This window comes from Cohnella sp. GCM10012308 (assembly GCF_042649185.1).
GTDB lineage: Bacteria > Bacillota > Bacilli > Paenibacillales > Paenibacillaceae > Cohnella.
Genome location: NZ_JBHRYU010000003.1, coordinates 207366 through 232085 on the forward strand (window position 1 = coordinate 207366; position 24720 = coordinate 232085).

Here is a 24720-nt window from a genome sequence, read left to right on the forward strand (position 1 = left end):
GCCAAGTCTGACCTCGCCCTTCACGCCTGCATGACCTTCTCTCCTTCAAATACGGTGCGCAGCACCGTGTCGGCCAGCTCATGCGCAGAGAATCCTGCGGCAGGCCGTTGCAGACGGTATAGATCGATCCGGCTCGCCATCCCGGTCACTGTCGAAAAATGCCATTGGTCTCCCGCCAGACGCGAAATTAAAAAAGGCCGGTACGTATGGATCCGGAGCAGCGCCAACCGTTCGAGAGCCTGACAGCGCGAAAGAACCACCTCGTCCCCGTCCGTCCGCGTCAGCTCGAACACGCCGGCCAGAGGCACGGCATCGGCGGAAAACGCCGACGTAACGGGAATGGCATACTTGGACAGATACAGATGGCGATAGCGCTCGGACTGCAAACCGAGCTGCTCGATGCTCTCCTGCCATAGCTTCTGCTGCGGATAAGCGGGCACCACGACCGGGGTGTAGCCGTCGCCTCCGCCGGACGCCACTGCGATCACGTCGTCGGTCAACAGCCGGTAGCCGCGGCTTCGAAATGCGGCAGCCAGCGTCGACTTGCCCGCACCGGATTCCCCGATAAAAGCATAAGCGCGCCCATCGACGACGACGGCGCTGCCGTGAAGCGGGAGCGTCCGCCGCTGCATCAGGATCGAGCCCATGCACGTGCCGAGCAGGTAGAGGCGGATGCGCTCTTCCTCCGTACCGGACAGGGGCGACACGATTATCTGTTTACCGCCGCGAATGCTATAGACGGCCACCTCGGGCACGTAAAACAAAAACCGGTCGTCCTCGAACGCATAAAAGTCGTCCTCGACATCGGCTGCGCGCCAGGCCTCCGCCAGATCTCCGAGCTTGATCTCGACGTCCGCTTCGCCGGTCCATGCGGTTGTCTCCACGAGCTCCGGCAGGCTGACTTCGCTTGATATATGAAGGCCAAATGCGTAGTACATAGTTGGCTCGATCTTATTCTTCATGGACAGGCACCTCGGTTCTGCAGGTTTTTTCCCGCTCGCATGCGTCAAACAAGGGCCCCATACATACCGGATGTAGGAGGGCCCTTGAACATTTCCATCTAAATTAAGAAGCCTCCGGGGCATGGGCATGGCCGTTGTTCGTGCCTTTGCCGTTGCGGTCCGGGTACAGCCCGTTCGGTCCGCCGAACGTCTGGTTGACGTCAAGCACTTCAAGCGTCGGTTGGTTCCACTCTTTCCTCATCTGGTCTCACCTCCTTCCAAGGGGGAGTATCAGGCGCATTGCCTGAGAAACCGATACACGATCAAGCTCTGCATCAGCAATCTCGCGTGCCGGTCGAAGGCGCGGTCGGGACGCGGCGGGTTGCCCATCTCCGTCAGGGACAATCGGACCTGCTCTACGTTCAGCAGCCGCGAGGCCCGGGGATCGTCGCACAGCCGGCGCAGCTCCTCGGACATCTCGTCCCACGAAGAGAGCACGCGATGGATCCAATCCGCCCCCTGCACGCCCCGGACGCGCTGATTGAGCCGGACCGAATCCGGCAGATAACCGGCGGTCGACCTGCGGACAAGCGCGCGGTCCATGCCGCCCTGCACGTACTGCTCGACCGGCACGGACAGACAGAACCGGACGACCCGCGGGTCGCAGGTCGGATCCCTCTCCCGGACCGCATACCGCAGCGATAGCTTGGTCGACGACGTCCCTTGATGGTTCAAGATCGACAGGTTGTCGAACTGATACGTCCGGGCGTCGAACTCGTTCATCCAGCCGTCCGTCAGACCGACGTCGTGGCCCTTCAGTCTGTCGAATACGCCGGTGCGCGCCGCCAGGTCCGGATGGATCAGCATCGGGATATCCGCCAGCGGCTTCGGAGACGGATTTGCGAACGCCAATCTGCCGATGTAGGGCAGCAATCGCGACCGGCCGATGCGCATATTTTTACCGTACTGCGCCAGTTCGCGATACAGCCGCACCCAGCGCAGGCGTCGCAGGAGCACGGCGTAGTAGTCCATCGCCGGCCCCCACGAGATGGAGTAATTGCCGTTGCCGCCATGCAGCAGGACGCCGACGTCCTGCTTGCTCGCTTGCGCCAGAATGCCCTTGAACCAGTAAGAATTTTCAAAAAATTTATAGGGCGCTTCCATCAAATCGAGCAGATCGTCGATTTCCTCGAAAGAATTCTGCTTCGCAAAGTCCACATAGCTGTGCGATAGCGTGCCCACATGATCCACGATATCCCTTATGTACGGCGTCTCGTCTGCCGCCATGCTCCGCGGGGTCCAGTCCGTGAAGTCCGAACGCGGGACATAGCTGTAGGTATGCAGCGTCTTGCCTTGCTCGCGCAGCGGCGCTGCCGCGAAGCTGACGACGGCGCCCGAATCCAGCCCTCCGCTCAGGCTCGCGCCGACATTCCGGCTTGTCCGAAGCCTCGACACGACGGCTTCCTTGAACACCTCGCGGAACGCTTCCTCGTATTCTCCGCCCGACTTCAGCTTCAGCTTGGGCACATCCGCTGCCAAGGAGCCGTAGCGTCGTACCTTCAAGCTGCCCTGCTCGACGGTAAAGACATGCGCGGGCGGAATCTGGCCGATCCGGCGGTACACCGTGGAGCGAACGTCGATCGTATCCAGGATGATCGGGATCGCGAGGAACTCGGCCAGCCAGGACTCGTCCAGCTCTCGGCCGACGCCGGGCAGCGCGAGCAGCGGATTCATGACCGTGCAAAAAGCGAATTGCCCCGGCCGATGAACGTAATACAACGTGCGGCTTCCCGCCAAATCTCTGGCTCCGAACAGCCGGCGTCTCCGTTCGTCCCAAAGGACGAAGGCAAAGTCGCCGATCAGATAGTTCGGCGCTTCCTCTCCCCACTTGCGGTACGCCGCCAGGATCAAGTCGCTGTCCGTCATCCGCTCCCGGCGGCCATGCTCGATCTGCAACCGGCCGAAGAGCTCTTCCCGGTTGTCGATGATCGCGTCCGCGGCGATGACAAGCTCCTGCCCTTCCTCGCGGAAAGGCTGACGGTCATGCACCGACTCGGGCGTGAACCATTGCGCATGGCAGCCCATGAATACGTGCCGGTCATGCCAGGTACGCACATGATGGGCCGGATATTTCTCCAGCGCCTTCATCATCAGACCCGCCGATTCAATGGAGACAGGCTCATGTTCGTTTAGCAAACCGGCTATAGCGCTCATAGTTCTCCAATCTCGCCTTGGACATGATAGCGTTTTCTTCGAGCCCATTATATCAACATCGATTTTTGAATGTTGTCGCATTTTGTCTTGGGGCTTATTATATCAATTTCGACAAAAATGCAAATGCCGCAGGAGGAGTAGCCGGGGATAGCGGAAAGTAGTACAGACAGCGCAAAAAGAGCGGTGCGCGGACGTTTCCGCATCGCCCATTATCAATATATTTCCAGCGTTTACTATGCGATTCGATCGCGATTTCGAATCCGCCCATCGATAACTTTGATCGCATTATCGAAAATGCGATATAACGGCCGCGGGAGATTCCGTGCTACTGTGAAAGAATCAGCCGGCATAGGAGGTGAAGAAAACGCGATGATGAGCGAACAGCATCTAAAGGGAATATTCGTACCGACAGTCACGCCGTTCTCCGCGGACGAGGAGGTAGACCTCGTATCCTACCGGCGCTATGTGGGTCGGCTGCTGGCCTGTGACATTCAGGGCTTGGTCGTCGGCGGCACGACAGGCGAATCGCCCACGCTCTCTTGGGACGAAGCGGCCTCGCTATTGCGCCTGACGCAGGAAGCGGTCCGGGAAGAAGGAAGCCGGATACCAGTCGTGGTCGGCACGGGCACGAGCAGCACGTCCGCTTCGGTCAAGCGGACGGAGGAAGCTGGGCGGCTCGGCGCCGACGCCGTTCTTGTCGTCGTGCCGTACTACAGCAGGCCTTCGCAGGAGGGCATACTGGCGCATTTCCGCCGCGTATCGCAGGTTGGCGTGCCCGTCATCGTTTACGAGATCCCTTCCCGTACCGGCACGAGGCTCAGCGTAGATACGGCCCGCCGCATTATGGAGCTGGACGGCGTCATCGGCTTGAAGGACAGCACGGAGGACGCCTCGCTGCTCGAGTCGCTGGCGCCGACGAACTCGAAGCCGGTGTTGTGCGGCGAAGACCGGTGCTTCTACGATAGGCTGCGCCGGGGAGCCCGGGGCGGCATCCTCGCCTCGGCGAACGTAAAGACGGACGCCTTCGCCGACGTGTATCGCAGGCTCGAGCGGGGCGATGACGAGGCCGCCGCCCAAGCGTTCGCAACTGTGCTGCCTTGGATCGAGCGACTCTTCGGCGAGCCCAACCCCGCTCCGCTGAAGTGGCTTCTGGCCCGTCAGGGCATGATCGCCTCCGATACGCTGCGGCTGCCGATGAGCCCGATCTCGCAGTCCCTGCGCGAGGAGCTGGAGGTATTGCTGCAGGCGTCGTTATAGCATAAAAATCGCCGGGGCGTATGCCCCGGCGATTCGTTTTCCTCTTTGCGTTAAACTTTTTTGCGCCAATCTTCTCTTTGCGTCAAACGGCCAAAATGCTGCGTATCCGCGCATCCAGCTCCGTCCTCGCCTGCGCGCCGGCCACTTCCTCGAAGACGGCCATGCCCGCGCCGAGATTGGGCTTCCGGTTCACGTTGTGGGCGTCGGTCGCCAGCGTGTGCGCATGTCCGGCCGCTATAAGCGCGCGCCCGTACCGCTGCGCCTCGGGACCGAAGTTGCCGACGAGACTGTCCGCCGACACCTGCGTCCACAAGCCCAGCTCGATCAGCCGCGGCAGCAGCTCCGGGTCGTCTCTGAAAAAAGGATGACGCTCCGGATGCGCCATCACCGGCGTCACGCCCGCATCCAGCAGCCGCTGCACGATCTCCGGCGTGGCCGGATCATAGCCGCTCCAGCGCTGCTCGAAGAGCAAATGCGTGCCCGGCCGGCCCAGCAGCGCGAACGAACGGTTCCTGCGATGCTCGTCGAAGAACGCCGCGCTCACCAGCTGGACCTCATTGCCCGGATGCAGCCGGATATCGATATCCTGCCTGTCCAGCTCGCGCTGGAGCTCCTCCAGCTTGCGGTGCACGACGTCGGACATGGTCAGGAACAAGCTGTTGAAGTGAGGCGTCACGACGATATCCCGTATGCCGTCCTCGTAGGCGATCCGCGCCATCGCCACGGACTCGTCCAGATCCTTTGCGCCGTCGTCCACGCCATGCAGGATGTGGCAGTGTATATCGATCATGTCAGCACCTCCCTTTTATTTTTCCTATGTTAGCAGACGGTTCGGCGAGGAACAAGGTACGACATCATGCTGGTTTTACATACCTGCCAGCCAGCTTCGGCAATCCGATGCCAGCTCCTGAAGCTCATTGAACAACATGCCCGCATGATACCCGTCGCAAACCGCATGATGAAGCTGCGCCGACACCGGCAGCCACAACTTTTCGTTTTGCCTATCATATTTCCCCATCGTAAAGATCGGTAGCAGATAGTTTCCCTCGCCGTAAATGTTCAGGTTGAATCCCGTAAAATTCACCCAGGGGATGCTGGAGATCGGAAAGGTGTTCGGCGGCTCGTCCGGACATGGAAATAACTGATTTGCGTCTTTGTATTTCTCCATTTCCTGCTGGCAGCGGCCGTAAAACGTCGCGAATTCCTCGCTGTACGGCGCCCAAATGCTCGAGAATGTCTTGTCCTCCGCATGAAAAATCGTGAAGCTCGGCGACATCCGTTCCCATATACCCAGCCTGCCTTCGGAATCGAAGCAAGTCCGGAACTCGGGATGACGATTCACCGCCGTCGCGATCATGTGGATCAGAGCCGGATATAACTTAACGTCCTTGCGCTTTAGTTCTGTCTGTAAAAGAGAAATGTCGACATTTGCGGTCAAGCTGTACGTGCAGCGTACACGGTCGAGATAATGTTCGAAGTACGGCTTTCTGCTCCACTTTTCCAAATCGATCGGTTGAAATTTCATTTATTTTCGCCCTCCTAAAATAAAATTGAATTTTAGGAGGGCATATCGACTGCCTTAACCATATCCGTTCACGATCCTCTTCAACTTGTACGACGCCTATGTCATCAAAATATCTGTTACATATAAAGCGCACCGGACATCGCCCTATCAGCTGTTCCCTTTAAAAGAATGCACCGGATAAATATCGATCTCCCATCCAAGCCGCTCGCCCGCAGCCACCTGAACGGTCGGATGCAGGGATGCGACCCGGATCGCTTCCTCCATGTCCCGCGCTTCAATGAGAAAGACGCTGCCGGGCGTTCCCCGCGCATCGGTCGCCGGAACGTCGGCCGCAGCCACCTGGCCGTTCGTCCGCCGCAGGCGCTTCGGTCCCCGGTCGAGACCGGCATCGATTACGACCCGCCCGCTGCCGTAGAACGTCTCCAGATGCGGCTGGCATTCGCGCATGAGCGCATCGACCTTTTCTTTGGAGAGCGCATCCATCTTGGCCGCGTTCAGATACCCCACACATATAAATTTCATTGCCGTATCCCTCCCGGGTCAGGGGTCATCCGCGCCTTTATCATAAATCGCTTCGCATTCGTGCGGATCCCTTTCTCGGTCCGATTCTCTTCCATAAATGCGCGTAAAATCTCAAAGTCGCCCTCCTCTTGCCCGAAGCCCGGAATAATAGGCGTATGCTTCAAGAGGAAGATTAAATCCTCGGGCGTCCGGTAGTACTCCACCGTATCGAATTCCATGGACTGGATGTCCAAAAATCCCGCTTCCGCCAACGCCAGCTTGTATTGCCGCATCAGTGTCCCGTCCGCTTCCCCGTAGCTCTGTCCCCGGCCGAAGGCCTGCTTCATATTAAGCTTGTCGCCCTCGGCGACTTGCTGGGTAATGAAAATACCGTCGCGGGAAAGTACCTTAGCTACCTGTCGCGCGGTGAACCCGGCATGCCGGCACGTCACAATGTCGAAGAACCGCCCGGGAAAGTCGAGCTGCTCGGCATCCATTTCAACAAAACGCACGTTCGAGGCGCCCGATCTCACCAAGTTCGCTTGCGCTGTCTGAATCATTCCGCTTGAGCGGTCGATTCCCACCAGCAGCAGTGCCGCATCGCGGATGGCCAGTACGGCCTCGCCGCCTCCGGTGCCGATGTCCAGCAGCAGATCGGATTTCTCGCATATCCTTTTGACGTCTTCATAAATGTCAGCCTGAGCGCCCTCTGCCAGTACCTTCAACTTGCTGAAATCCCAGCCGTTCGACTGCCCGACGCGATCGTAGAACGCTTTGTAGTCCGCTTCATTCACGATAAATCCGCCTTTCGGATGTGGTTACCGGCCCGAATAAATTTGCGCTATGAATTGCCCGCCTTGCCCGATCCGGTAAAATGGCTCATCTCCATCGGGGAGATGGGTTTTTTTTTCGCCTCCGCCTGCTCCTCGCTTGGGCACTCCCCGCGGTACTGTCCTTCTTCCAGCTTCATGTCGATAAAATCGACCACCTGCTGCAGCGAAGCGATCTGGCTGACGATGTTTTCCCGATGACTCCGAAGCTGCTCCACGAGTTCGGGATAGTCTGCAGGATCGGCATCGGCAGACACCGTGAGGAACGGACGCATCTCCTCCAGCGGCATCCCCGTTTTTTTCAAACAGGCCAGCAGCCGTAGCGTACGAATGTCTTCTTCTCTGTAAACGCGGTGCCCGTTGTCTCGCCGCTCCGCTCGGGGCAGCAGCGCGATCTTCTCGTAAAAACGAATTGTATCCTCGGAGATGCCCGTCTGGTCCGCAGTTTGCTTGATCGTAAAAGCGGGTTCTGTCTTCACCTTGTTCCCTCCCGTTGTTTTGCTTGTTACGTGCATTGTACATCTTGGAGCTGGCTCCAAGTCAAGCGAGCCGGGCGAATACCTGTACACTGCTGCCTCGCTCTTGACTTGGAGCCGACTCCAACTTATAGACTGTGCGCTATGGGGGAAAACAGCCCCGCAATCGGAGGAGGCTACGTAAGATGAGCACGAGTACGAGAAATCGCGAAAATATCGCTCTTATTACAGGTGCGAGCGCAGGGATCGGCCTGGCGTTAACGAAAAAAATGCTGGCGGCACAGTGGCAGGTTGCGGCTATCGTTCGCTCTGACTTTCCCGCGGATGACAGGGACATTCAGGAAGCGGTCCGGCGCGGGCACCTTCGCGTTTATAAAACGGCGGACCTCTCCGATTTTGCCGGCTTGCGGCGGGTTCTGGAAGAGATCAAAGCCAAGGAACCGCGGATCGATATTTTGTTCAACAATGCCGGCGGCTCCTTTCCCGAGCTCAGTTATTCGGCGCAGGGACGCGAGAAGCATTATGAACTGATGACAGTCGCACCCTATATCATCCTGATGGAGCTGATGGACAGCCTGAAGAACGGCAGCCTTAAAACGGTGATCAACACCTCGTCTTCGGCGTTAAAATACACCAAGGCAATAAGCATCGACAGCCTGGAGCGCCCCCGAACTTTTCGTAAACTGCTGGGTCCGTACGCCGCCTCCAAACTGGCGCTCTCCTTGTGGACGCAAGCCCTCGCCCCGCAGCTGATGGCGGACGGCATCCGAATTCGCAGCGTCGACCCGGGCGGCAACAATACGCTCAGGAAAGGAAAAAAGTCCGGTTTGCCTCTCGTGGTGGTGCCGTTGATGAAGCTGTTTTTCTCGCCGCCCACGCACGGCGCCGATCGCCTGTACGAGGGTGCGCTTGGGGAGCATCGTACGGATACAGGCGTATTTCTGCAAAAAGGCCGTGTAACGGAATTAAAGCATCTGGATCAAGCCCGCAGCATTCTTGCAAGAATGCGCGATCTTTATGAGCAGGAGTATCTGGCAGCCGCGATTCGCAAATGAATAAGACGCCGGCAAGCCGGCGCCTTGTTGTGCGTGGAGATGCGATTAACTTTGCGCTTCGCCGTTCATGCTCAGCAGACGCAGGATCAGCGTGACGGCTTCGGCACGTGTCGTATTGCCGTTCGGCGCGAATTGGTTGCCGGTACGGCCTTCCAGCAGCCCTGCCTTAACGGCGGCGGCCACGTACGGCTTGGCCCATGCAGGCACCGCAGCGGCATCCGCGAAGCTTAACTCGGCCGACTCGTCGACCGGCAGACCCAGGGCACGTACGACCATGACGGCTATTTGAGCGCGGCTGACGCGTTCAGACGCCCGGAAGGTCTGGTCCGCGTAACCCTGGACAATGCCGTTACCCGCTACCAGAGCCACATAATCTTTGGCATAGGCAGGGATGCTGCCGTCATCCTTGAATGCGATTGGCCCCGTCGAAGGCGTCAGCTTCAGCGCCTTGGCGAGCATCACCGCGATCTCGGCCCGGTTCACTTCGGCATTCGGACGGAACGAACCGTCGTTATAGCCCGTCACGAAGCCGAGTTCAACGGCTTTCTCGATCGAGGCGTTGGCCCAGTGCGCAGCAATATCGGTGAGCTTGACGGCAGGCGAAGGCGTCGACGGAACGCCCGAGCCGTCTTCCGGCTTCGTTCCGTTTCCTTCATCGGTCGCGGAGCCGGAGCCTTGCGGCGCTCCCGTCGTCGTATCCTGCAGTTGACCGCGCGGATCGGCGGCTGCTCCCCCTACCGATTGAATCTCGATATCGATCGGATACGTGTTGTGGTAATTCACTTCGTCCCAATCTACCCGCACGCTTCCGCTCAGTACGACCGGAATCTCGCCCGTCACTTCGAAGCGAACCAGCCGTTTGTTCGCGACTTGATCGTTCTTGATCGTAGCGACCGAAGATCCGCCGACCGACAGACTCGTAATTTCCTTGCCTTTATTCAAGATGATATAGGCGTACTTCTGCGAGCCGGAAACTTGCAGCCAGCCCGGATGCTGAATATAGTCTTCCATAACCGAGGACTGGGTCGTGCCGCTCTTCAGCACGCGATAGTTGAGCGTATAGTAGCCGTCGCTCAGCTTCGGTCCTTCGTTGCCGGGGTTCGACGGTTCCGTCGGGTTCGTCGGCGTCGTGCCGGAGCCCGGCGCTTTGGCAGGGAGCGGCAAGCCGGCTGCTTGATAGCCGTACTGTACCGTGTGCGTCATCAGCGTCGGTCCAGCCTGCACGGACAGGTACACATTTTGCCGGACGGACAGGTCCGTCGTCTGAATCTCCAGCAAGCGCGTCTTCGCGTCCGCATCGGCGCCCAGCTCGGCCGCGTCGGTCTTGTTACCTGCCTTGTCATATTGCAGCGTCTTGACCAGATCGCTGCGCGACAGCGTGAAGGAGAGCGCATAATAACCGTTCTGCACCTTCAAACTCGCCGGCTTGGACACGTACGTCTCCATGCTCGATGCTTGGTCGGTTCCGTCCTTGTAGACCGTGTACGGCAGCTTGAATACGACGCCGTTCAGGTCGAACGCGAACTGCACGGTATGCGTCATCAGCGTCGGCCCGGCCTGAACCGTCATATGGACGTTCAGCTTCTTCGTCAGATCCGTCACGCGCAGCGCGACGACACGCTTGTTCGCCGCCGTATCCTCGCTCAGCACCTTCGCCGCTTCCGTTGCGCCGCCTTCGACGTCATACGTCAGCGTCGTGATCAGATTGCTGCTGCTCAGCGTAAAAGCTACATAATAGCCGGTTTCATCCGAATACAGCGTTCCCGGCTTCGACACGTAGTTGCCCATGCTCGACGGATCTGCCGTGCCGTCCTTGTAGATGGACATGCCGATCGGCTGCGCATTGTCCGGGAACAGGCTCGTCTGCGCCAGCGGCACGTTCGTTGCGTTGAACTTGAACTGTACGCCATAGCTCTCATCGTACGGTATAGAGGGAATGACAACATGGACGGATGCATTTAGCTTGGCCGTAAGATCGGCGACCGCAAACTGCACGACGCGTTTGTATGTAGAAGCGGCGTCATCATATGTATCCTGCGTAATATTCGTCACGTCCGTCAGCGTACCCGCACGCTCGGTCTTCAGCTCCTTGATCCAGTCGCTGTTGGTTAGCGTGACCTCGACCGTATTGACGCCGCCCTGCACTTTGAGCTTAGCGGTATCGCTGACATAGTCGTCCATTACAGATGTGTTCTCCGTACCGTTCTCCAATACCGTGACCGGCAAGTCATATTCCCCATCCAGATAAACGGGTATTGGCGTTGGCGCTGCCTGCGCGCGAGGCAATGCTACCGACGCGATCAGTACAAATACTAAAGTTAAAATCGTCATGAATTTCCCATAAGATCGGTTCATTTCTAAGTTCTCCTTCTCTCTTCATATTTGCTTTCGAAATTATTGATTATCATTCTCAATTGATTTTTAAAAAAAGAATGGCTTTTCGCCAGCTTTCCTCCTCTTTGTAATTTCGAATGGCATGGCTAATCCCAGTCCGTGCGGTTCTTCAAAAACTTATATTTATCAATGCTTTTTGCCACATCGTTCCGTCCGCCTTACGGACAACAGGGAAAATTATAACACCGCAAACTATTGATATCAATAATCATTATCAATAAAATGTGATAAATGATAATGATAATCATAGTTTAAACGCGCAATTGCGACCTCTTATAACGACCTGCAACGGGGCAGCGGGCTTCGCTGGGCGAACGTGCGAGGTTCGGCGACAAGACGGTCCCCGGCCAGGTAAATGGGGCGACCTCCATCCTAATCTAGCAGGCGCTCCAAACACGAGAAGCATCCAATGCCGACCTCGCCGTCGCCACCGTGCACATATTTGGTGCACCTTCGCGCCACTTGAGCGCCCCCCTACACACCAACCATCGCCATCGTGCACATATATGGTGCATCTTCGCGTACTCGAGCGCGGCTTTACACCCAGCCATCGCCACCGTGCACATATATGGTGCATCTTCGCGCACTCGGGCGCAGCTTTACACCCAGCCATCGCAACCGTGCACATATATGGTGCATCTTTGCGCACTCGGGCGCAGCTTTACACCCAGCCATCGCAACCGTGCACATATATGGTGCATCTTTGCGCACTCGGGCGCAGCTTTACACCCAGCCATCGCCACCGTGCACATATTTGGTGCATCTTCGACGCCTGAGCCCGTGCGTAGTTCCGCCAGGTACTCCATTGCGCTCTACCCGAACCGCTCCTTGAACGCTCTCATATAATAATACCGGCCCATGCCCGCCCCGCCGGCCAAAACGTCTACGGTGACGACTTCCCGGTAATGCCGTCCGATATAGTCGCGCGCCAGCTCCACGAATCTTCAAACGCGGCTTCTATACCGAAATTGCCGAAGGCGGATCGGCGGCGAGCCTGCGCGTTGCCGGCGGCTTGGGGACGGCAAAGGAGACGATCGTCCCGCCTCCGGGACGGCTGCGAACGAGCAGTCCCTTGCCGTAGAGCTGCTTCAGCCTGCGATCGGTATTGGCCAAGCCGATGCCCGCAGGACGGCCGGACGCCCCGCCGGTCAGCTGTGCCTGCGACAGCCTGTCGGGCGTCATGCCCACGCCGTCGTCTTCGATCGATATTACTACCTCGTCTCCGATCTCCTGAACCCGAATCCGGACGGTGCCTCCCTCTTGGCGCCTGAGCACGCCATGGCGAACGGCATTCTCGACCAAAGGCTGGATGGACAGCGGGGGAACGGGCAGGTGAAGATGATCCTCCGTCTCCCATAGGGCCTGAAGCCGGTCGCCGAATCGCTCTTTTTCAATGAATAGATAAGCCCGTACCAGGCCCAGCTCCTTCCCGAGCGGCACGAGCCGGTCCGAATTGGTGGAGTCGAAGCTGGCCCTCAGGTAATCGCCGAACGCCGACAGCAGCTCGCGCATGCGCACGGTATCCACGTCCGCCAGCGCGGCAATTGAATTAAGCGTGTTGAAAAGGAAATGAGGCTGAATCTGCGCCTGCAGCCATGCCGCCTCCATGCGCTTCTGTTCGCGCGCGGCCCAGGCCACGTCCGTGAGCGCCTTCACCCGCATCCGCAGCTCATGCGCGTCGACGGGCTTCACGATGTAGTCGTTGGCCTGCGCGTCGAAGCCCGCGGCGATATCTTCCGCCCGGTAACGCGCCGTGAGCAGCAGAATCGGCAGCTCGGAGGCGGAGAAGAGCGTCCGGGCCGTGCGGGCGACCTCGTAACCGGAGATGTCCGGCATCATGACGTCCGCGATCAGCAGATCCCATGGTCCCGAATTCAAGAGGGCGAGCGCCTGGGCGCCGCTGGTCGTCGTCGCGATCTCGTAGAGCTCTGCAGGAAGCACATGCTCGAGTACGCGCAGATTGACCGGATCGTCGTCGACGGCCAGGATGCGGGAGCGATCGCCGCGCGCTTTCGTTGCCGATGAAGGCGGTTCGGCCGTCCCGGCGATTGCGGGAGCCGCAGCTTCTTCCTCCGGCAGCAGCCGGGCCGCAGCGACCTCGCTCGACGCCGGATACGCCGGGTCCAAGTCCGCCGGCACTGATGTTGCCGCTGCCGTTGCCGTTGCCGTTGCCGCTGCCGCTGCTGTTGTTGCCGTTGCTGTCGCTACTGCTGCTCTTGCTGCTCTTGCTGCTGCCGTTGCTACTGGCAGCGTAAACCGGAAGACAGAGCCGACGCCCGGCGCCGAGTCGACCGTCAAGCGTCCGCCGTGCAGCTCCACCAGGCGCCTGCTGATCGCAAGACCCAGACCAAACCCCGCGGCATTCGTTTCCGGCTGAAGCTCGCCTTGCTCGTACGGCTCAAAGATGCGCTTCGCGGTATCCGTATCCATCCCGATCCCCGTATCGGCAACCCGAATGGCCACCTGGTCTCGCCCGACATCCGCTTCGATCCAGATCCGTCCCTCATTCGTGAACTTGACCGCGTTGTGCAGCAGGTTGAACAAAATCTGCACCAATCGGTGCTCGTCCGCCAGCACGGCCGGCAAAGTATCCGGCACCCTGTTCTCGAGCTGTACAGGCTTGCCTGCAGCCATGTACCGGACCATGTCCAATACGCCGGCAACCTCCGCCTGCAGCCGGACGGGCGCAGGCTTCACCGACAGGCGGTCCTCCCGCAGCCGATTCAGATCGATGAGGTCGTGCAGCAGGATAGACATTCGCTTGCCCATCGCGACGAGCAGGGCGAGACGTTCCCGATTGGAGGCCCCGCCCGTCCGCTCGTCGCTGTCGAGCACGGCCTGCGCCATGTTCAGCATGCCGTGAAGCGGATTGCGCAGCTCGTGCGACGTGTGAACAAGAAATTCATCCTTGCGTTTGTCGGCCGTCTGGAGGCGCTCCGCCAATCGGACGGTCTCGGCAGCATTGCGGAAGTAACGCTTGAACCAATAGAGGGCGAACAAAATAAAAAACGCGAGCATATCGAGCGGATAATAGCCGACGTCCAGCGAAAAGGTATAGCCGAATATGCCCCATATCAGATTCCAGGCGACGGCAGCTACGCCTAGCAGCAAATAAATCGCGTCAGGCACGCCTCTTCGGGCTGCGAGATAGAAAACGATCGGGGCCGTAACGAACGATGTCAGCAAAAGAATCGTGTGGAGGCCGTCCGCCAAGGCCGAGGTGACTACATTGACGGGAGACGCCAGCACGAATACGCCGAAGAGGACGCATGCGAGGAGGTGCCAGCGCGCAAAACGAAGAATCTTGAACTCGGGCAGCAGACCTCTCACATATTGCAGCAGCAACGCCGCCGTGCCCAGATAGCTTAAGTAGAACGTCTTATAGAGCGTCTCGTAGCCGGCCCCGAACCAGACGGACAGCAAGCGATCCTCGTTGCAGAGAATCGTTAACGCGCCGCAAATACCTAGCAGAGAAAAGAGCAGGAGCGTACGCTGCCGGGCGCCGATGAAGTAGAGAGCGATCGCGTACAGGACATGCATGCCCATCAGCAGGATCAGCGCCGCTTGCGAGCCGACGGTTAACGAATTGAATCGGCTCATTGCCTGCACCGTTCCGAACCGGACGGGCTCCGTCAAGCCGCCTCTGATACGGTCGTCGTAATTGGCGACTTGGAGCACGAGGTCCAACACGTCGCGATCGGCCGTAAAAGTGGCGGAATAAGGCAAGGCGCTCGCCGTATACGCGGACGCCCGTTCCGCCGGACGTCCGGCGGCGCCCATCGGGCGGCCGTTGACGTACAACGCCGACGACGCGGAGATTCCCGGCACGCGGATCGTCAATTCCTGTCCCGGCAAGCCGCCTGCCGGCAGCAGAATGCGCAGCCGGTAAGTTCCGAAGCCGATAAGCGTGCCTGGCGATGTATCGAGCGTCCCCTTCCAAGTGCCTGGAACCTTGACTAAACGGGCGGCGCCTGCCGGCGTACCGGACGTACCCTCAAGGCCGGAGGTTGCCAGCTGCGAGGGATAGAATGTCCACTGCCCCGCGAGGGAAAGGAGCGGTTGCAATGCGGGATCCCAGCGGCTTAGATCCAGCTGGCCGTTTTCGGCCTCCGCCCTCGCATTATTCGTTTGTACGCCGATCCAGGCCAGGCGCATCCCTGTCAGAACGATCAGGAGAAGCCCGACGACGGCTAGAATTTTTCGTTTTTTCATCATAGGTTACGGGTTCGACAAAAGCCGCTCAATTCCTCCGCCGCTAGCGGAGACGAGACGTTTGCCCGACGATAAAGTTAGCACGTCTTCCCTGGAGCCCCCCGCAACGCATCAAGCCGCCCGTTTGCGGATCAGCGATACCGCGTATACGACGAGCAGCGGCACCGTACCGCAGGAAATGACCCATAGCGGATGGATGCCCGATACGATAAACTCCCAGTTCGCTTCGCCCCGAAGGCCGACGGAAATCGAGATCAGCGCCGCGAGGAAGGCAAGGGGGAATAAGAGCTGGCGATTGTCCCGGGGCAGCTTGACCAGGCTGTTCAGCGTCAGATGGGCCGCAAAAAGCACGATGGTCGCCTTCATAAAAGAAGCGACGATCATGGAGTAGCCCATCAGTGCCTCCAGCCGCTCGAAAACCTCGGTAATTCTGACCGTGCGGGCGACCTCGAACATCGAGTATTTACGCTCTCCCGAGAGCGGGCCGAAGACGAGTACCGTGGCCTGCGTGACTGCGAGCAGAGAGGCTGTGTTCAGCGCGACGGCCAGCGTCAATTTCCGCCCGATGCGATCCTTGGCCTTCACTCGGATGAGCGGCAGTATCATGCAGAACATAACCATCTCTCCGTACGGAAAGCCGTAAATAAAATAAATGCCGTGCACGATCGGCTTGAACCCCTCGTCGAAGAGCGGGAGCATATATTCCGGATGGAAGCCGGGGGAGGCGAGCGCGATATTGAAGACGACGAACAGCATGACGGAAATCATCAGCAAGCCGAACATCCCCCCGAAGCGGCCGATGCCGACCCGGGCCGTCAACGCAACGGCTAGCGAAGTCAGAACGGTAAAATAGCCGTAAGGCGTGTTGCGCATCATCGAGCTCTTGAGAAACATCGATATATCCATGATAATGCCGGCCACCGTATGCAAGTAAAGCGTCAGGAGCAACAGGCCGAAAATGACGGCAACCGGCCGGGTAATCAGCTTGGCGCCGTACTCGATGTAATCCATACCGGGAAATCTGCGGGCGAGACTGACGAGCGGGATCAGGAGGAGCAGCCCGAGTCCGGCTGCCGCGAGCAGGCTGATCCATGATTCGTTGTCGCTGATCGCGATGAGCGGCGCCGGAATGTTGATGATGGAGGAGCCCGTCAGAAAAACGAACAGCAGCATGGCGGCTTGCTTGGGCGTAATCTCGTTTTTCACGGTTAGACGCCTCCTTCCGGGCTAAGATAGGCGACGATCCGCGCCGCGAGTCCGCCGTAAGCCTTTACGAAAAGGTCGTAGTAGGATGGCGCGGAGATCGATCCCGTAACGATCAGAAAGTGATAGCCGATGGCCAGCAGCAGAAGCGCATAGACGGCCTTGGTGCGCAGTCGGGCGCGCCCCAGTTGTCCGACGGTCCAGTCGTGAACCAAAAAGCCGATCAGCGTCAAAACGAGCATCGCCCGCATCACGATTCACCCGACCGCATCCCCACCGGCTTGCCGACATTGGTGCCGGACGTGAGGATGTTGACCTCCGCGTGCACCTCGTAGGTCGATCGCGCGAACTGCTGCGGCCACTCCTTTTTCCACTGCCGCCACAGCTTCGTATGACGCTCGAACAGCCGGTTCCCCGCTCCGACGACGTCCAGCTGCTTCTGCAGCAGCCAGTCCATACCTCCGCTCATCATCTGCTCCATCGATTTTTGAATCCGCAGCCGCAGCTCCCGCTCCTCCTTGATCGTCAGCATCTGTCCGCAAACGAGCTCGGAGACCGCCGTAGTGGCCTTCACCCGGAACGTCAGGTGGAGATGGTCGCCCGCAGGCCGGACGTTCATCGACGTCTTGGCGGACAGCACCTCCAACGAGTCCTCCTTCATCAAGGCCTCTGCTGTCGGATCCGCGGAGCAAGGCACTTCGACGATGCCGGACTTGTAGCCGTTGTCGAGCAGTTGGACGCCTTCGAGCAGCTTGGACGGGATGACCTCCTTCATCCGGCCGTCGACAAGGACGGCCGCCCCGGCCACGGTAGGCGCGGATTCGTGGAGCGATTCCCGCTCGTACAGATAAGGAATCATGGCGACCGCCGACGGACTGCGGGATTGCAGCGCCAGCTGCAGCAGGTTGGTGGACACGGATTTGCCGGTCATCTGGTGCGAGGACTGCTCGCTCAAGAAGTATTGCTGACTGATCGAATTCTCGATGTAGGGCGGCGTGTCCATGTAGTGAGACGCTTCTCCCTTCGTAATGACCATATGGGTGGTCAGCCTCGGCTCGTGGTCCCGGTACAGGAAGTCAAGCAGCCGCGTGACCGAATGCTTGCGCGCCAGCGACTCGCTGACCAGAACGATTCGCATATGGCTCCATTGGGCTTTTCGCCCGAGATGGATCGTAATATCGCGCACGGCTTCGATCACCGACTCGTCGTCGCTCTGAATATTGATGTACGACTTGCTGGGCTTGCCGCGTCCGATGACGTTCTGGGAGGGCTTGAAAATCTGAACGGTCAGCCCGATCCCTCCCTCCGGCGCTTCGTCCAGCGCAAGCCCCATGACGAAGCCCTTCTGCGGCAGCTCGGCCCGGTCCCCGCAGCCCGTCAGCGGCAGACCGAGCAGCGACGTCGTCAGCACGAGCCGGCCTATGGCCGCGAGTGGGAGTTTCATCCATCAAGCACCTCTGCAGCGGTCGATTAGGTGGAACGGGGCGGCTTCGGACGCCCGATGAGCAAGGGCAGCCGGGTCCGGATCAGCGTATCGCGAAACTGGTCTGCCTTCCACGGCGCGATCGGCGTCAAGAAGGGCACGCCAAGCGAGGTCAGCGTGACCAGATGGAGCCAGATGAACAGGTATCCGAGCAAAATGCCGAAGCCGCCGAGCAGCGAAGCGAGCGCCATCAACGGAAACTGGATCAGCCTCAGGGCGATGGACAGGTTGTACTGCGGCAGCGCGAACGAAGCGATCCCCGTTAGCGCGACGACGACGACCATGAACGGCGACGCGATGCCCGCGTTGATGGCGGCTTCCCCGATGACAAGCGCGCCGACGATGCTTACCGCCGAACCTACGTTTCTCGGCAGGCGGATGCCCGCCTCCTTGAGCAACTCGAAGAAAAAAACCATAATGACGGCTTCGGCGAAAGCCCCGAAAGGAATGCCTTCGCGGGAGTCAACGATCGCGAGCAGCAGGACGGTCGGGATCAGCTCGGGGTGAAACGTCGAGACTGCGATATACAAACTGGGCAGCGAGATCGCGATGAACAACGCGATGAAGCGAAGCCAGCGAATAAAATTCGACACCAGGACGCGCTGATAGTAATCTTCGCTCGACTGCAGCAGATCGAAGAACAGGCCCGGACAGATCATGATCGAGCCGGAGCCTTCGACCAGCAGCACGATTTTGCCGCCCAGCATCGATGCGGCGGCGACGTCGGTCCGCTCCGTATAACGAAATTGGGGAAACGGGGACAACGGGCGGTCCTCGATCAGCTCCTCGATGAACGAGGTGTCGATGATGTCCCCCTTCCCCTTGCAGCGCTGCAGCCTTCGTTCAAGCTCGGCCAGCAGAACGGGATCGACGACGCCGTCCAGGTATCCGTAGCCGATCGTTGTATTCGAATGCCCGCCGGCTTTAAAAAACTGAAATTTAAGCGCCGGCGTCTGCAGCCGCATGCGGATCATCCCGACGTTTTTCTGAAGATCCTCGACCGTGCCTTCGCGCGGGCCCTGGACGACCGGCTCGGTCTGCGGCTCCGTGACTTGGCGCGTCTCCAGTTTATCCGACTCGAAGCAGAGCGCCAGCTCCCAACCGTCCACGAACACGATCATATAGCCCTGCAGCATGTACCGGTCGACGTTCCCCCATTCGCGCTCCAGGCTCGCGCGCTCGGCAGACACGCCGTGCGCGCCGAAAAACACGCGGAGCATCTCCGGCGTCACGTCCAATCCGGGGCCGATCACATGATTCGTCAGATCCTGCAGGGCGCTCTTCATATAGTTCGTGCTGTTGTCGCATATCGTCTTGAAGTACACGGAGGCCGCCCGGTGCTTGAGATCCGGACCGTACCGCCAGTCCTGGATCGCGAGGTCGTCGCACTGCTTGTAGACGCGCCGCAGCCGATCCAGATTCGAGGGCAGCGACTTGAACACTATATCCGCAGCGATGAAGATCACCTCCGTGTAGTAGATCGGTTATTTGTAAGGATTTCCAACCAATAGCCAATTTTATGCAGCGTGCGACGTTCCGCCGGCTTGGCTGCGTTCCTTTCATTTGGGATGGCCGGACGGATTCGCTATAATTGCAGTAGCATGCTATCCATTCGCAAACGAAGGAGTGTCTACCGTGGCGCAGAACATCAAAGGAAAAGTAGCAATCGTAACCGGAGCCGGGAAAGGGATCGGCAAATCCGTCGCGCTCGAGTTGGCGAGAGAAGGGGTCCATGTCGGCCTGATCGCGCGAACGGAGAAGGATCTGCTGGATACGGCACGCGAAATTGAGGCGCTCGGCGTCAAGGTCGCCTATGCGGCAGCCGATGTGTCTTCCCTCGCGCAGGTCGAACAGGCAGTCGGTAAAATCACCGGGGATATCGGCGAAGCCGATATTCTGATCAACAACGCCGGGATCGGCACCTTCGAGAAGTTGGTCGAGATGGACCCCGAGCACTGGAAAAAGATCATCGACGTCAATCTGCTCGGAACCTTCTACGTCACGCGTACCGTGCTTCCCCAGCTGATCGCCAAAAACGGCGGAGACATCATCAACATCTCGTCGACGAACGGCCTGAACGGCGCGCCCGGCTCCAGCGCCTACAGCGCGTCGAAGTTCGGCGTCATCGGCCTGACGGAATCGCTCGCGCAAGAGGTTCGCCGCAACAATATCCGGGTGACCGCGCTCACGCCAAGCACGATCGCGACCGATCTGGCCAAGAGCTCGTCCTTGATCCCGGAAGGCAAAGACGAACAGTACATGCATCCGGAGGACATCGCCGAGTTCATCGTTGCTCAGCTGAAGCTGTCTCAGCGCATGTACATCAAGACGGCGAGCATGCTCAACACCAATCCTTTTTAAGAACGGGAACTGCGCATGATGAGAGCATTTCACGACAATCCGGACCGCCCGTACCGGGAGGATCCGGATTTTTACCTCTCCCACTTCGGCAAAGAGGATTGCGTGCCCGGCCATGCCTTCGGACCCGGCGTGCGCGATCATTACAAGATCCACTTCGTCCATCGGGGGACCGGCATCGTGCAGACAGGCGGCCATACGTACAGGCTGTCGGCGGGACAGGCCTTCCTCGCTTATCCGGACAAAATCATCTTTTATCAGGCGGACGAGACTGATCCGTGGACCTACTCATGGGTCGGATTCCGCGGCAATCGGGTCGCGGACGTGCTGGCGCGCACGCGGCTGACGCCCGAGGCTCCCGTATTTCCGATGGACATGCGGTTGATGCCGAATCTGTACGAGCTGCTGCGGGAAGCCGAAGACCGGCCGGTCAACCGCGATCTGCGGTTGACGTCGCTGCTGCTCGACGTGCTTACGTCGCTTGTCGAGCAGATGCCCGTGTCTTTCGAGGGGGGCTCCGGCCTGGGTGCCGGTCTGGGTGCCGCCCTGCCCGGCCGCAAGCAGGACGCTTACGTTCACCGCAGTCTGGACTTCCTCCACTGCCACTTCAGCGAACCGATCACGGTCGAGCAGCTGGCGTCGACACTCGGACTGGACCGCAAGTATTTGTCGGTCATCTTCAAGGAAGCCACGGGGTTGCCTCCGCAGCAGTACTTGCTTCATTATCGGATGGAACGGGCAGGAGAGCTGCTTCGGAAAGGCCAGTATACGATCGGGGAAGTGGCCCGCTCGGTCGGGTATCAGGATGCGCTGCTGTTCTCCAAAATGTTCAAAAAGCTGAAAGGCGTGCCGCCCAAGCAGTATCGCTAACCGGCAACGCGCACTAATCAGACATTATGCCATATTTCCCTTCCATGCGGACATGGGCTTATCTCCCGAGGCGCACTATAATGGGCCTATTCGCATGAGAAGGAGCGTTCGAGATGACCTATTCGGCTAGACAAGATCGATACGACGCCATGACATACAATCGCAGCGGCAAGAGCGGCCTGAAGCTTCCGGCCATCTCTCTCGGTCTGTGGCATAACTTCGGCGGCATCAACACGTACGAAAACGGCAGAGCGCTCGTACGGCGGGCGTTTGATCTCGGCATCACTCATTTTGACCTGGCGAACAATTACGGCCCGCCTGCCGGATCTGCGGAGGAGTCGTTCGGCCGCATGCTGAAGGACGATCTGCAGCCTTACCGGGACGAGCTGATCATCTCCACGAAGGCCGGCTACTATATGTGGCCCGGTCCGTACGGCGAATGGGGCTCCAAGAAAAGCCTCGTCGCCAGCCTGGATCAGAGCTTGAAGCGGATGGGTCTCGACTACGTCGACATTTACTACCACCACCGTCCCGATGCCGATACCCCGCTGGAGGAGACGATGGCGGCGCTGGATCTGATCGTCCGCCAAGGCAAAGCGCTGTACGTGGGGCTTTCCAACTACAAGCCCGAGCAGACGCGCGAAGCATCGCGCATCCTGAAGCGGCTGGGGACGCCTTGCCTGATCCACCAGCCGAACTATTCGATGATGTCCCGGTGGATCGAAGACGGACTGCAGGACGTGCTCGACGAGGAAGGCATCGGCTCGATCGTATTCTCGCCGCTTAACCAGGGCATCCTGACCGACCGGTACCTGAACGGCATCGCTCCCGACTCGCGCGCGGCGGGACCGAGCGTGTTCCTGCGCTCCGAGGGCATCGACGAGACGCTCGTCGCGAAGGTCCGGCAGCTCAACGAGCTGGCCGAAGGCAGAGGGCAGAAGCTGTCGCAGATGGCGCTGGCCTGGGTGCTTCGCGGCGGCCGCGTCACGTCCGCGCTCATCGGCGCGAGCAAGGTCGGCCAGATCGAGGATGCCGTAGGCGCGCTCGCTCAGCCGTCCTTCACGCAGGAGGAGCTGGAGCGGATCGATCGGATCTTGGCATAGACAACAGAAAAGGGCGCCGGCTGATGCCGGCGCCTTTGTCATGTGCAGCGGGAGATCAAGAAATCGTATCTGCCGGCTGTGCCATGCATACGACGATTTTCCCCTGGACGCGGCCTTCTCCGAAATACGAGAGCGCCTCCGCAGCCTCGTTCAACGCATACGTCCGGTCGATGACGGGCTTCACCAGGCCCGCTTCGACAAGACCTTTCCAGACAAGCTGGTCCTCATGATTCGGCTTATGGACGAGCACCGTCAGTCGCTTCTTCTCCAGCCAGGCAATCAACGGCGCCGAGGCCAGCGTCTGAAGAATGCGGGACAGCGAACCGCCGACCATGACGTACGCGCCTCCCGGCTCGAGCGCGCGTTTGACTTCGACGGCCGATCGGCTCCCGACGACGTCGAGAATCAGGTCGTAGCGCTGCCCGCCCGCGGCGAAGTCTTCCCGGGTATAGTCCAGGACATGATCCGCGCCGACGGCCCGCAGCATCTCCAGCTTTCCGGCGCGATCTACGCCGGTCACTTCCGCGCCGAGCCATTTCGCATATTGAATGGCAAACGTGCCCACGCCGCCGCCCGCCCCGTTGATCAGAATCCGACTGCCCTTGCGGAGCTTTCCTTTATCGCGCAGCCCCTGCAGCGCAAGAACGGCCGCCTGCGGAACGGCTGCCGCCTCCTCGAAGCTCAGCCCGGCGGGCTTCGGCGTCAACGCATTCTCCCGCGCGCATACGTACTCCGCGAATCCGCCCCAGCCGCAGCCTGAGATATCCCCGAACACTTCGTCTCCGGGACGATAGCGCGTCACGGCGGCGCCCACCGCTACGACCCGCCCCGCCACGTCCGCGCCAAGGATACGGTATCTCGGCTTGCGAAGGCCGCCCAAGCGCGTAAGATAAGGCTTGCCGCGCAGAAGGTCCCAATCCCATGAATTCACCGATGCGGCATGGACCGCGATCCGTACCTCGTCGTCCTTGGGCCGGGGAATCTCCACCTCCTCGATGCGGAGGACATCGGGCAGGCCGTATTTCTCATAAACCAATGCCCGCATCTTGCGCGGCTCCCCTAATGCGCGATGGCCCGCAGCTTGCGTCTCCGTGTTCACTTGCATCGCCTCTCACCGTCCTTTAGCACGTCAAACTTAAACGCCCTTATGAGCGAAAAAGATATTGCTTCGATTCGGGAAGGCTCTTTAACAAATCCTTGATAGCCGCCCCTTCTTCGTCGATAAATATGACAAAGTCTTCCGTCAACGCCGGATACTTTCTTGCCAGCTCGTCTTCATTCAAAGTGACGGCCACTTCCCGCCATAACTTCCTGGCATTTGACCACCAAGTGCCTTTCATTTCCCAATATTGAATCAGTCGTTCAAAGCTGGCGAGTACCGACTTATCTTCAATCGATTCTTGGTAGCGCATCGGATGCTCGCCCAAGTTCCAAATATCTCGCTTGTCATGCTGCTGGCTGAGCTGCTCTCTGCGAATTCTCTCCAGCCCCGGCTGGAAGATCGGATCTCGCACGGAATCCGGCTCATCGTGAAGGTAAACGCCAATACAAAAAATCCTTTCCGTGCCTGCTCTCCGACAAACAGCCTCGATAGCCTTTCGGGATTCTTCGATTAGTCCGCTTCTCACTTCTTCCTGCAGAATTGCCGCCTGCGACTTGGTTATGTTCATAAACACAATCTTGTTCTCGCCGCTTCTGATTTCCGATAACTTGCCGTTCCCGTCGTAGTGGAAATCAAACTGACGTTCCTCGGGTTGATGTCCGTGCGAATAAGCATAGCGGTTGATCTGCGTAAGCGTGCTTTGCCGATATTCATAGTACTCTTCATAATGCCATGCGGCTTCCAGGGTTCTCCCGCCCCGCACGATAAATTCCACGTACCGGACCGGCAGCCCGTCTTGATAAACAACCTCTTCTACAGAATCGATCGCTCCGTTGCGATACAAGCGGTTGACCAACAGATTCTCGCTGCGGCTGTAATATCCGACGGAATCTCTTAAAGCGTCCCATTTGGTTATCCATATCTCGCCGTGTTCATCTTTTCCATAGGCCGTTGGCTGTTCCTTTTTACTCACCCGGCCGCGAGCCTCGCGATTCCGTTCGAAATAGAACGGCGTTAAATCGTATCTTTTGCCGCTGGCATATTCCCATGCGGCGACATGGCTCTCTGCTTCGCTCTTATACGTGTCCATGTTACCCTGAGCATCCTCGCAAAGCGAAAGGTAATAAGCTCTGTCGATCATAATGGTCACTCCCGTAAGATTTAGGAATCTAAATGAAGGAATTAAACAATCTGTT

22 protein-coding genes are annotated in these 24720 nt (G+C 59.0%); 5 read left to right on the top strand and 17 right to left on the bottom strand.

Features of this window, described 5'->3' with window-relative positions:
- Window positions 1–20 precede the first annotated feature (20 nt).
- From ACFOTD_RS06255 to ACFOTD_RS06265, 3 genes are all read right to left on the bottom strand, one after another.
- On the bottom strand, window positions 21–962 hold the full coding sequence (locus tag ACFOTD_RS06255) for an aldolase (protein ID WP_378116803.1): 942 nt from the start codon (window positions 960–962) through the stop codon (window positions 21–23).
- Window positions 963–1065: 103 nt separating this feature from the next.
- Window positions 1066–1203, bottom strand: a complete 138-nt coding sequence (locus ACFOTD_RS06260; protein ID WP_378116805.1) for a paeninodin family lasso peptide — start codon at window positions 1201–1203, stop codon at window positions 1066–1068.
- 29 nt (window positions 1204–1232) lie between these two features.
- A complete protein-coding gene (locus ACFOTD_RS06265) occupies window positions 1233–3155 on the bottom strand; it encodes an asparagine synthase-related protein (protein WP_378116807.1) in 1923 nt (640 codons plus the stop codon).
- A 369-nt stretch (window positions 3156–3524) separates the two neighbouring features.
- Between ACFOTD_RS06265 and dapA the strand changes: the two genes are divergently transcribed.
- A complete protein-coding gene (dapA, locus tag ACFOTD_RS06270; RefSeq protein ID WP_378116809.1) occupies window positions 3525–4412 on the top strand; it encodes a 4-hydroxy-tetrahydrodipicolinate synthase in 888 nt (295 codons plus the stop codon).
- 82 nt (window positions 4413–4494) lie between these two features.
- Here the strand turns inward: dapA and ACFOTD_RS06275 are convergent, their stop codons facing one another.
- The 5 genes from ACFOTD_RS06275 to ACFOTD_RS06295 all read right to left on the bottom strand — a co-directional run bounded on the left by ACFOTD_RS06275 (window position 4495) and on the right by ACFOTD_RS06295 (window position 7747).
- On the bottom strand, window positions 4495–5202 hold the full coding sequence (locus ACFOTD_RS06275) for a tyrosine-protein phosphatase (protein ID WP_378116811.1): 708 nt from the start codon (window positions 5200–5202) through the stop codon (window positions 4495–4497).
- Between the two features lie 75 nt (window positions 5203–5277).
- Window positions 5278–5937, bottom strand: coding sequence for a type A chloramphenicol O-acetyltransferase (catA, locus tag ACFOTD_RS06280; RefSeq protein WP_378116813.1), 660 nt, complete (start codon window positions 5935–5937; stop codon window positions 5278–5280).
- A gap of 147 nt (window positions 5938–6084) precedes the next feature.
- Window positions 6085–6459 (bottom strand): YciI family protein, encoded by a 375-nt coding sequence (locus ACFOTD_RS06285; RefSeq protein ID WP_378116815.1) that lies wholly within the window; start codon window positions 6457–6459, stop codon window positions 6085–6087.
- A complete protein-coding gene (locus ACFOTD_RS06290; RefSeq protein ID WP_378116817.1) occupies window positions 6456–7232 on the bottom strand; it encodes a class I SAM-dependent methyltransferase in 777 nt (258 codons plus the stop codon). The genes ACFOTD_RS06285 and ACFOTD_RS06290 overlap by 4 nt, the downstream gene beginning before the upstream one ends.
- Window positions 7233–7279: 47 nt before the next feature.
- Window positions 7280–7747 carry a MerR family transcriptional regulator gene (locus tag ACFOTD_RS06295; protein WP_378116819.1) on the bottom strand — a complete coding sequence of 156 codons (468 nt, stop codon included), beginning with the start codon at window positions 7745–7747 and terminating at the stop codon, window positions 7280–7282.
- Window positions 7748–7929: 182 nt separating this feature from the next.
- Here ACFOTD_RS06295 and ACFOTD_RS06300 point away from each other — a divergent pair, with 182 nt between their 5' ends.
- Window positions 7930–8799, top strand: coding sequence for an SDR family NAD(P)-dependent oxidoreductase (locus ACFOTD_RS06300; RefSeq protein WP_378116821.1), 870 nt, complete (start codon window positions 7930–7932; stop codon window positions 8797–8799).
- A gap of 45 nt (window positions 8800–8844) precedes the next feature.
- Here ACFOTD_RS06300 and ACFOTD_RS06305 read toward each other — a convergent pair whose 3' ends face one another.
- From ACFOTD_RS06305 to ACFOTD_RS06335, 7 genes are all read right to left on the bottom strand, one after another.
- Entirely contained in the window at window positions 8845–11154 is a 2310-nt protein-coding gene (locus tag ACFOTD_RS06305) for an NEAT domain-containing protein (protein WP_378116823.1), read from the bottom strand.
- Between the two features lie 851 nt (window positions 11155–12005).
- Window positions 12006–12131 carry a hypothetical protein gene (locus ACFOTD_RS06310; protein ID WP_378116825.1) on the bottom strand — a complete coding sequence of 42 codons (126 nt, stop codon included), beginning with the start codon at window positions 12129–12131 and terminating at the stop codon, window positions 12006–12008.
- A gap of 19 nt (window positions 12132–12150) precedes the next feature.
- Window positions 12151–15408, bottom strand: coding sequence for a hybrid sensor histidine kinase/response regulator (locus ACFOTD_RS06315; protein ID WP_378116827.1), 3258 nt, complete (start codon window positions 15406–15408; stop codon window positions 12151–12153).
- 108 nt (window positions 15409–15516) lie between these two features.
- The gene (locus ACFOTD_RS06320; RefSeq protein WP_378116829.1) at window positions 15517–16611 is read right to left on the bottom strand and encodes a GerAB/ArcD/ProY family transporter; all 1095 of its coding nucleotides are present in this window, start codon (window positions 16609–16611) and stop codon (window positions 15517–15519) included.
- Between the two features lie 2 nt (window positions 16612–16613).
- Window positions 16614–16859 carry a hypothetical protein gene (locus ACFOTD_RS06325; RefSeq protein WP_378116830.1) on the bottom strand — a complete coding sequence of 82 codons (246 nt, stop codon included), beginning with the start codon at window positions 16857–16859 and terminating at the stop codon, window positions 16614–16616.
- Window positions 16859–18052 (bottom strand): Ger(x)C family spore germination protein, encoded by a 1194-nt coding sequence (locus ACFOTD_RS06330; RefSeq protein WP_378116832.1) that lies wholly within the window; start codon window positions 18050–18052, stop codon window positions 16859–16861. The genes ACFOTD_RS06325 and ACFOTD_RS06330 overlap by 1 nt, the downstream gene beginning before the upstream one ends.
- 26 nt (window positions 18053–18078) lie before the next feature.
- Window positions 18079–19533 (bottom strand): spore germination protein, encoded by a 1455-nt coding sequence (locus ACFOTD_RS06335; RefSeq protein WP_378116834.1) that lies wholly within the window; start codon window positions 19531–19533, stop codon window positions 18079–18081.
- A 193-nt stretch (window positions 19534–19726) separates the two neighbouring features.
- On the opposite strand from ACFOTD_RS06335, the gene ACFOTD_RS06340 reads away from it, so the two are divergent.
- From ACFOTD_RS06340 to ACFOTD_RS06350, 3 genes are all read left to right on the top strand, one after another.
- Window positions 19727–20452 carry a 3-ketoacyl-ACP reductase gene (locus tag ACFOTD_RS06340; protein WP_378116836.1) on the top strand — a complete coding sequence of 242 codons (726 nt, stop codon included), beginning with the start codon at window positions 19727–19729 and terminating at the stop codon, window positions 20450–20452.
- Between the two features lie 15 nt (window positions 20453–20467).
- Window positions 20468–21319 carry an AraC family transcriptional regulator gene (locus tag ACFOTD_RS06345; protein WP_378116838.1) on the top strand — a complete coding sequence of 284 codons (852 nt, stop codon included), beginning with the start codon at window positions 20468–20470 and terminating at the stop codon, window positions 21317–21319.
- A gap of 113 nt (window positions 21320–21432) precedes the next feature.
- Window positions 21433–22422: an aldo/keto reductase gene (locus ACFOTD_RS06350; RefSeq protein WP_378116840.1), complete on the top strand. Its 990-nt coding sequence runs from the start codon at window positions 21433–21435 to the stop codon at window positions 22420–22422.
- Between the two features lie 55 nt (window positions 22423–22477).
- On the opposite strand, the gene ACFOTD_RS06355 is transcribed toward ACFOTD_RS06350, so the two are convergent.
- On the bottom strand, window positions 22478–23467 hold the full coding sequence (locus ACFOTD_RS06355) for an NAD(P)-dependent alcohol dehydrogenase (RefSeq protein WP_378116842.1): 990 nt from the start codon (window positions 23465–23467) through the stop codon (window positions 22478–22480).
- Window positions 23468–23567: 100 nt separating this feature from the next.
- Window positions 23568–24665: a hypothetical protein gene (locus ACFOTD_RS06360; protein ID WP_378116844.1), complete on the bottom strand. Its 1098-nt coding sequence runs from the start codon at window positions 24663–24665 to the stop codon at window positions 23568–23570.
- Between the last annotated feature and the right edge of the window lie 55 nt (window positions 24666–24720).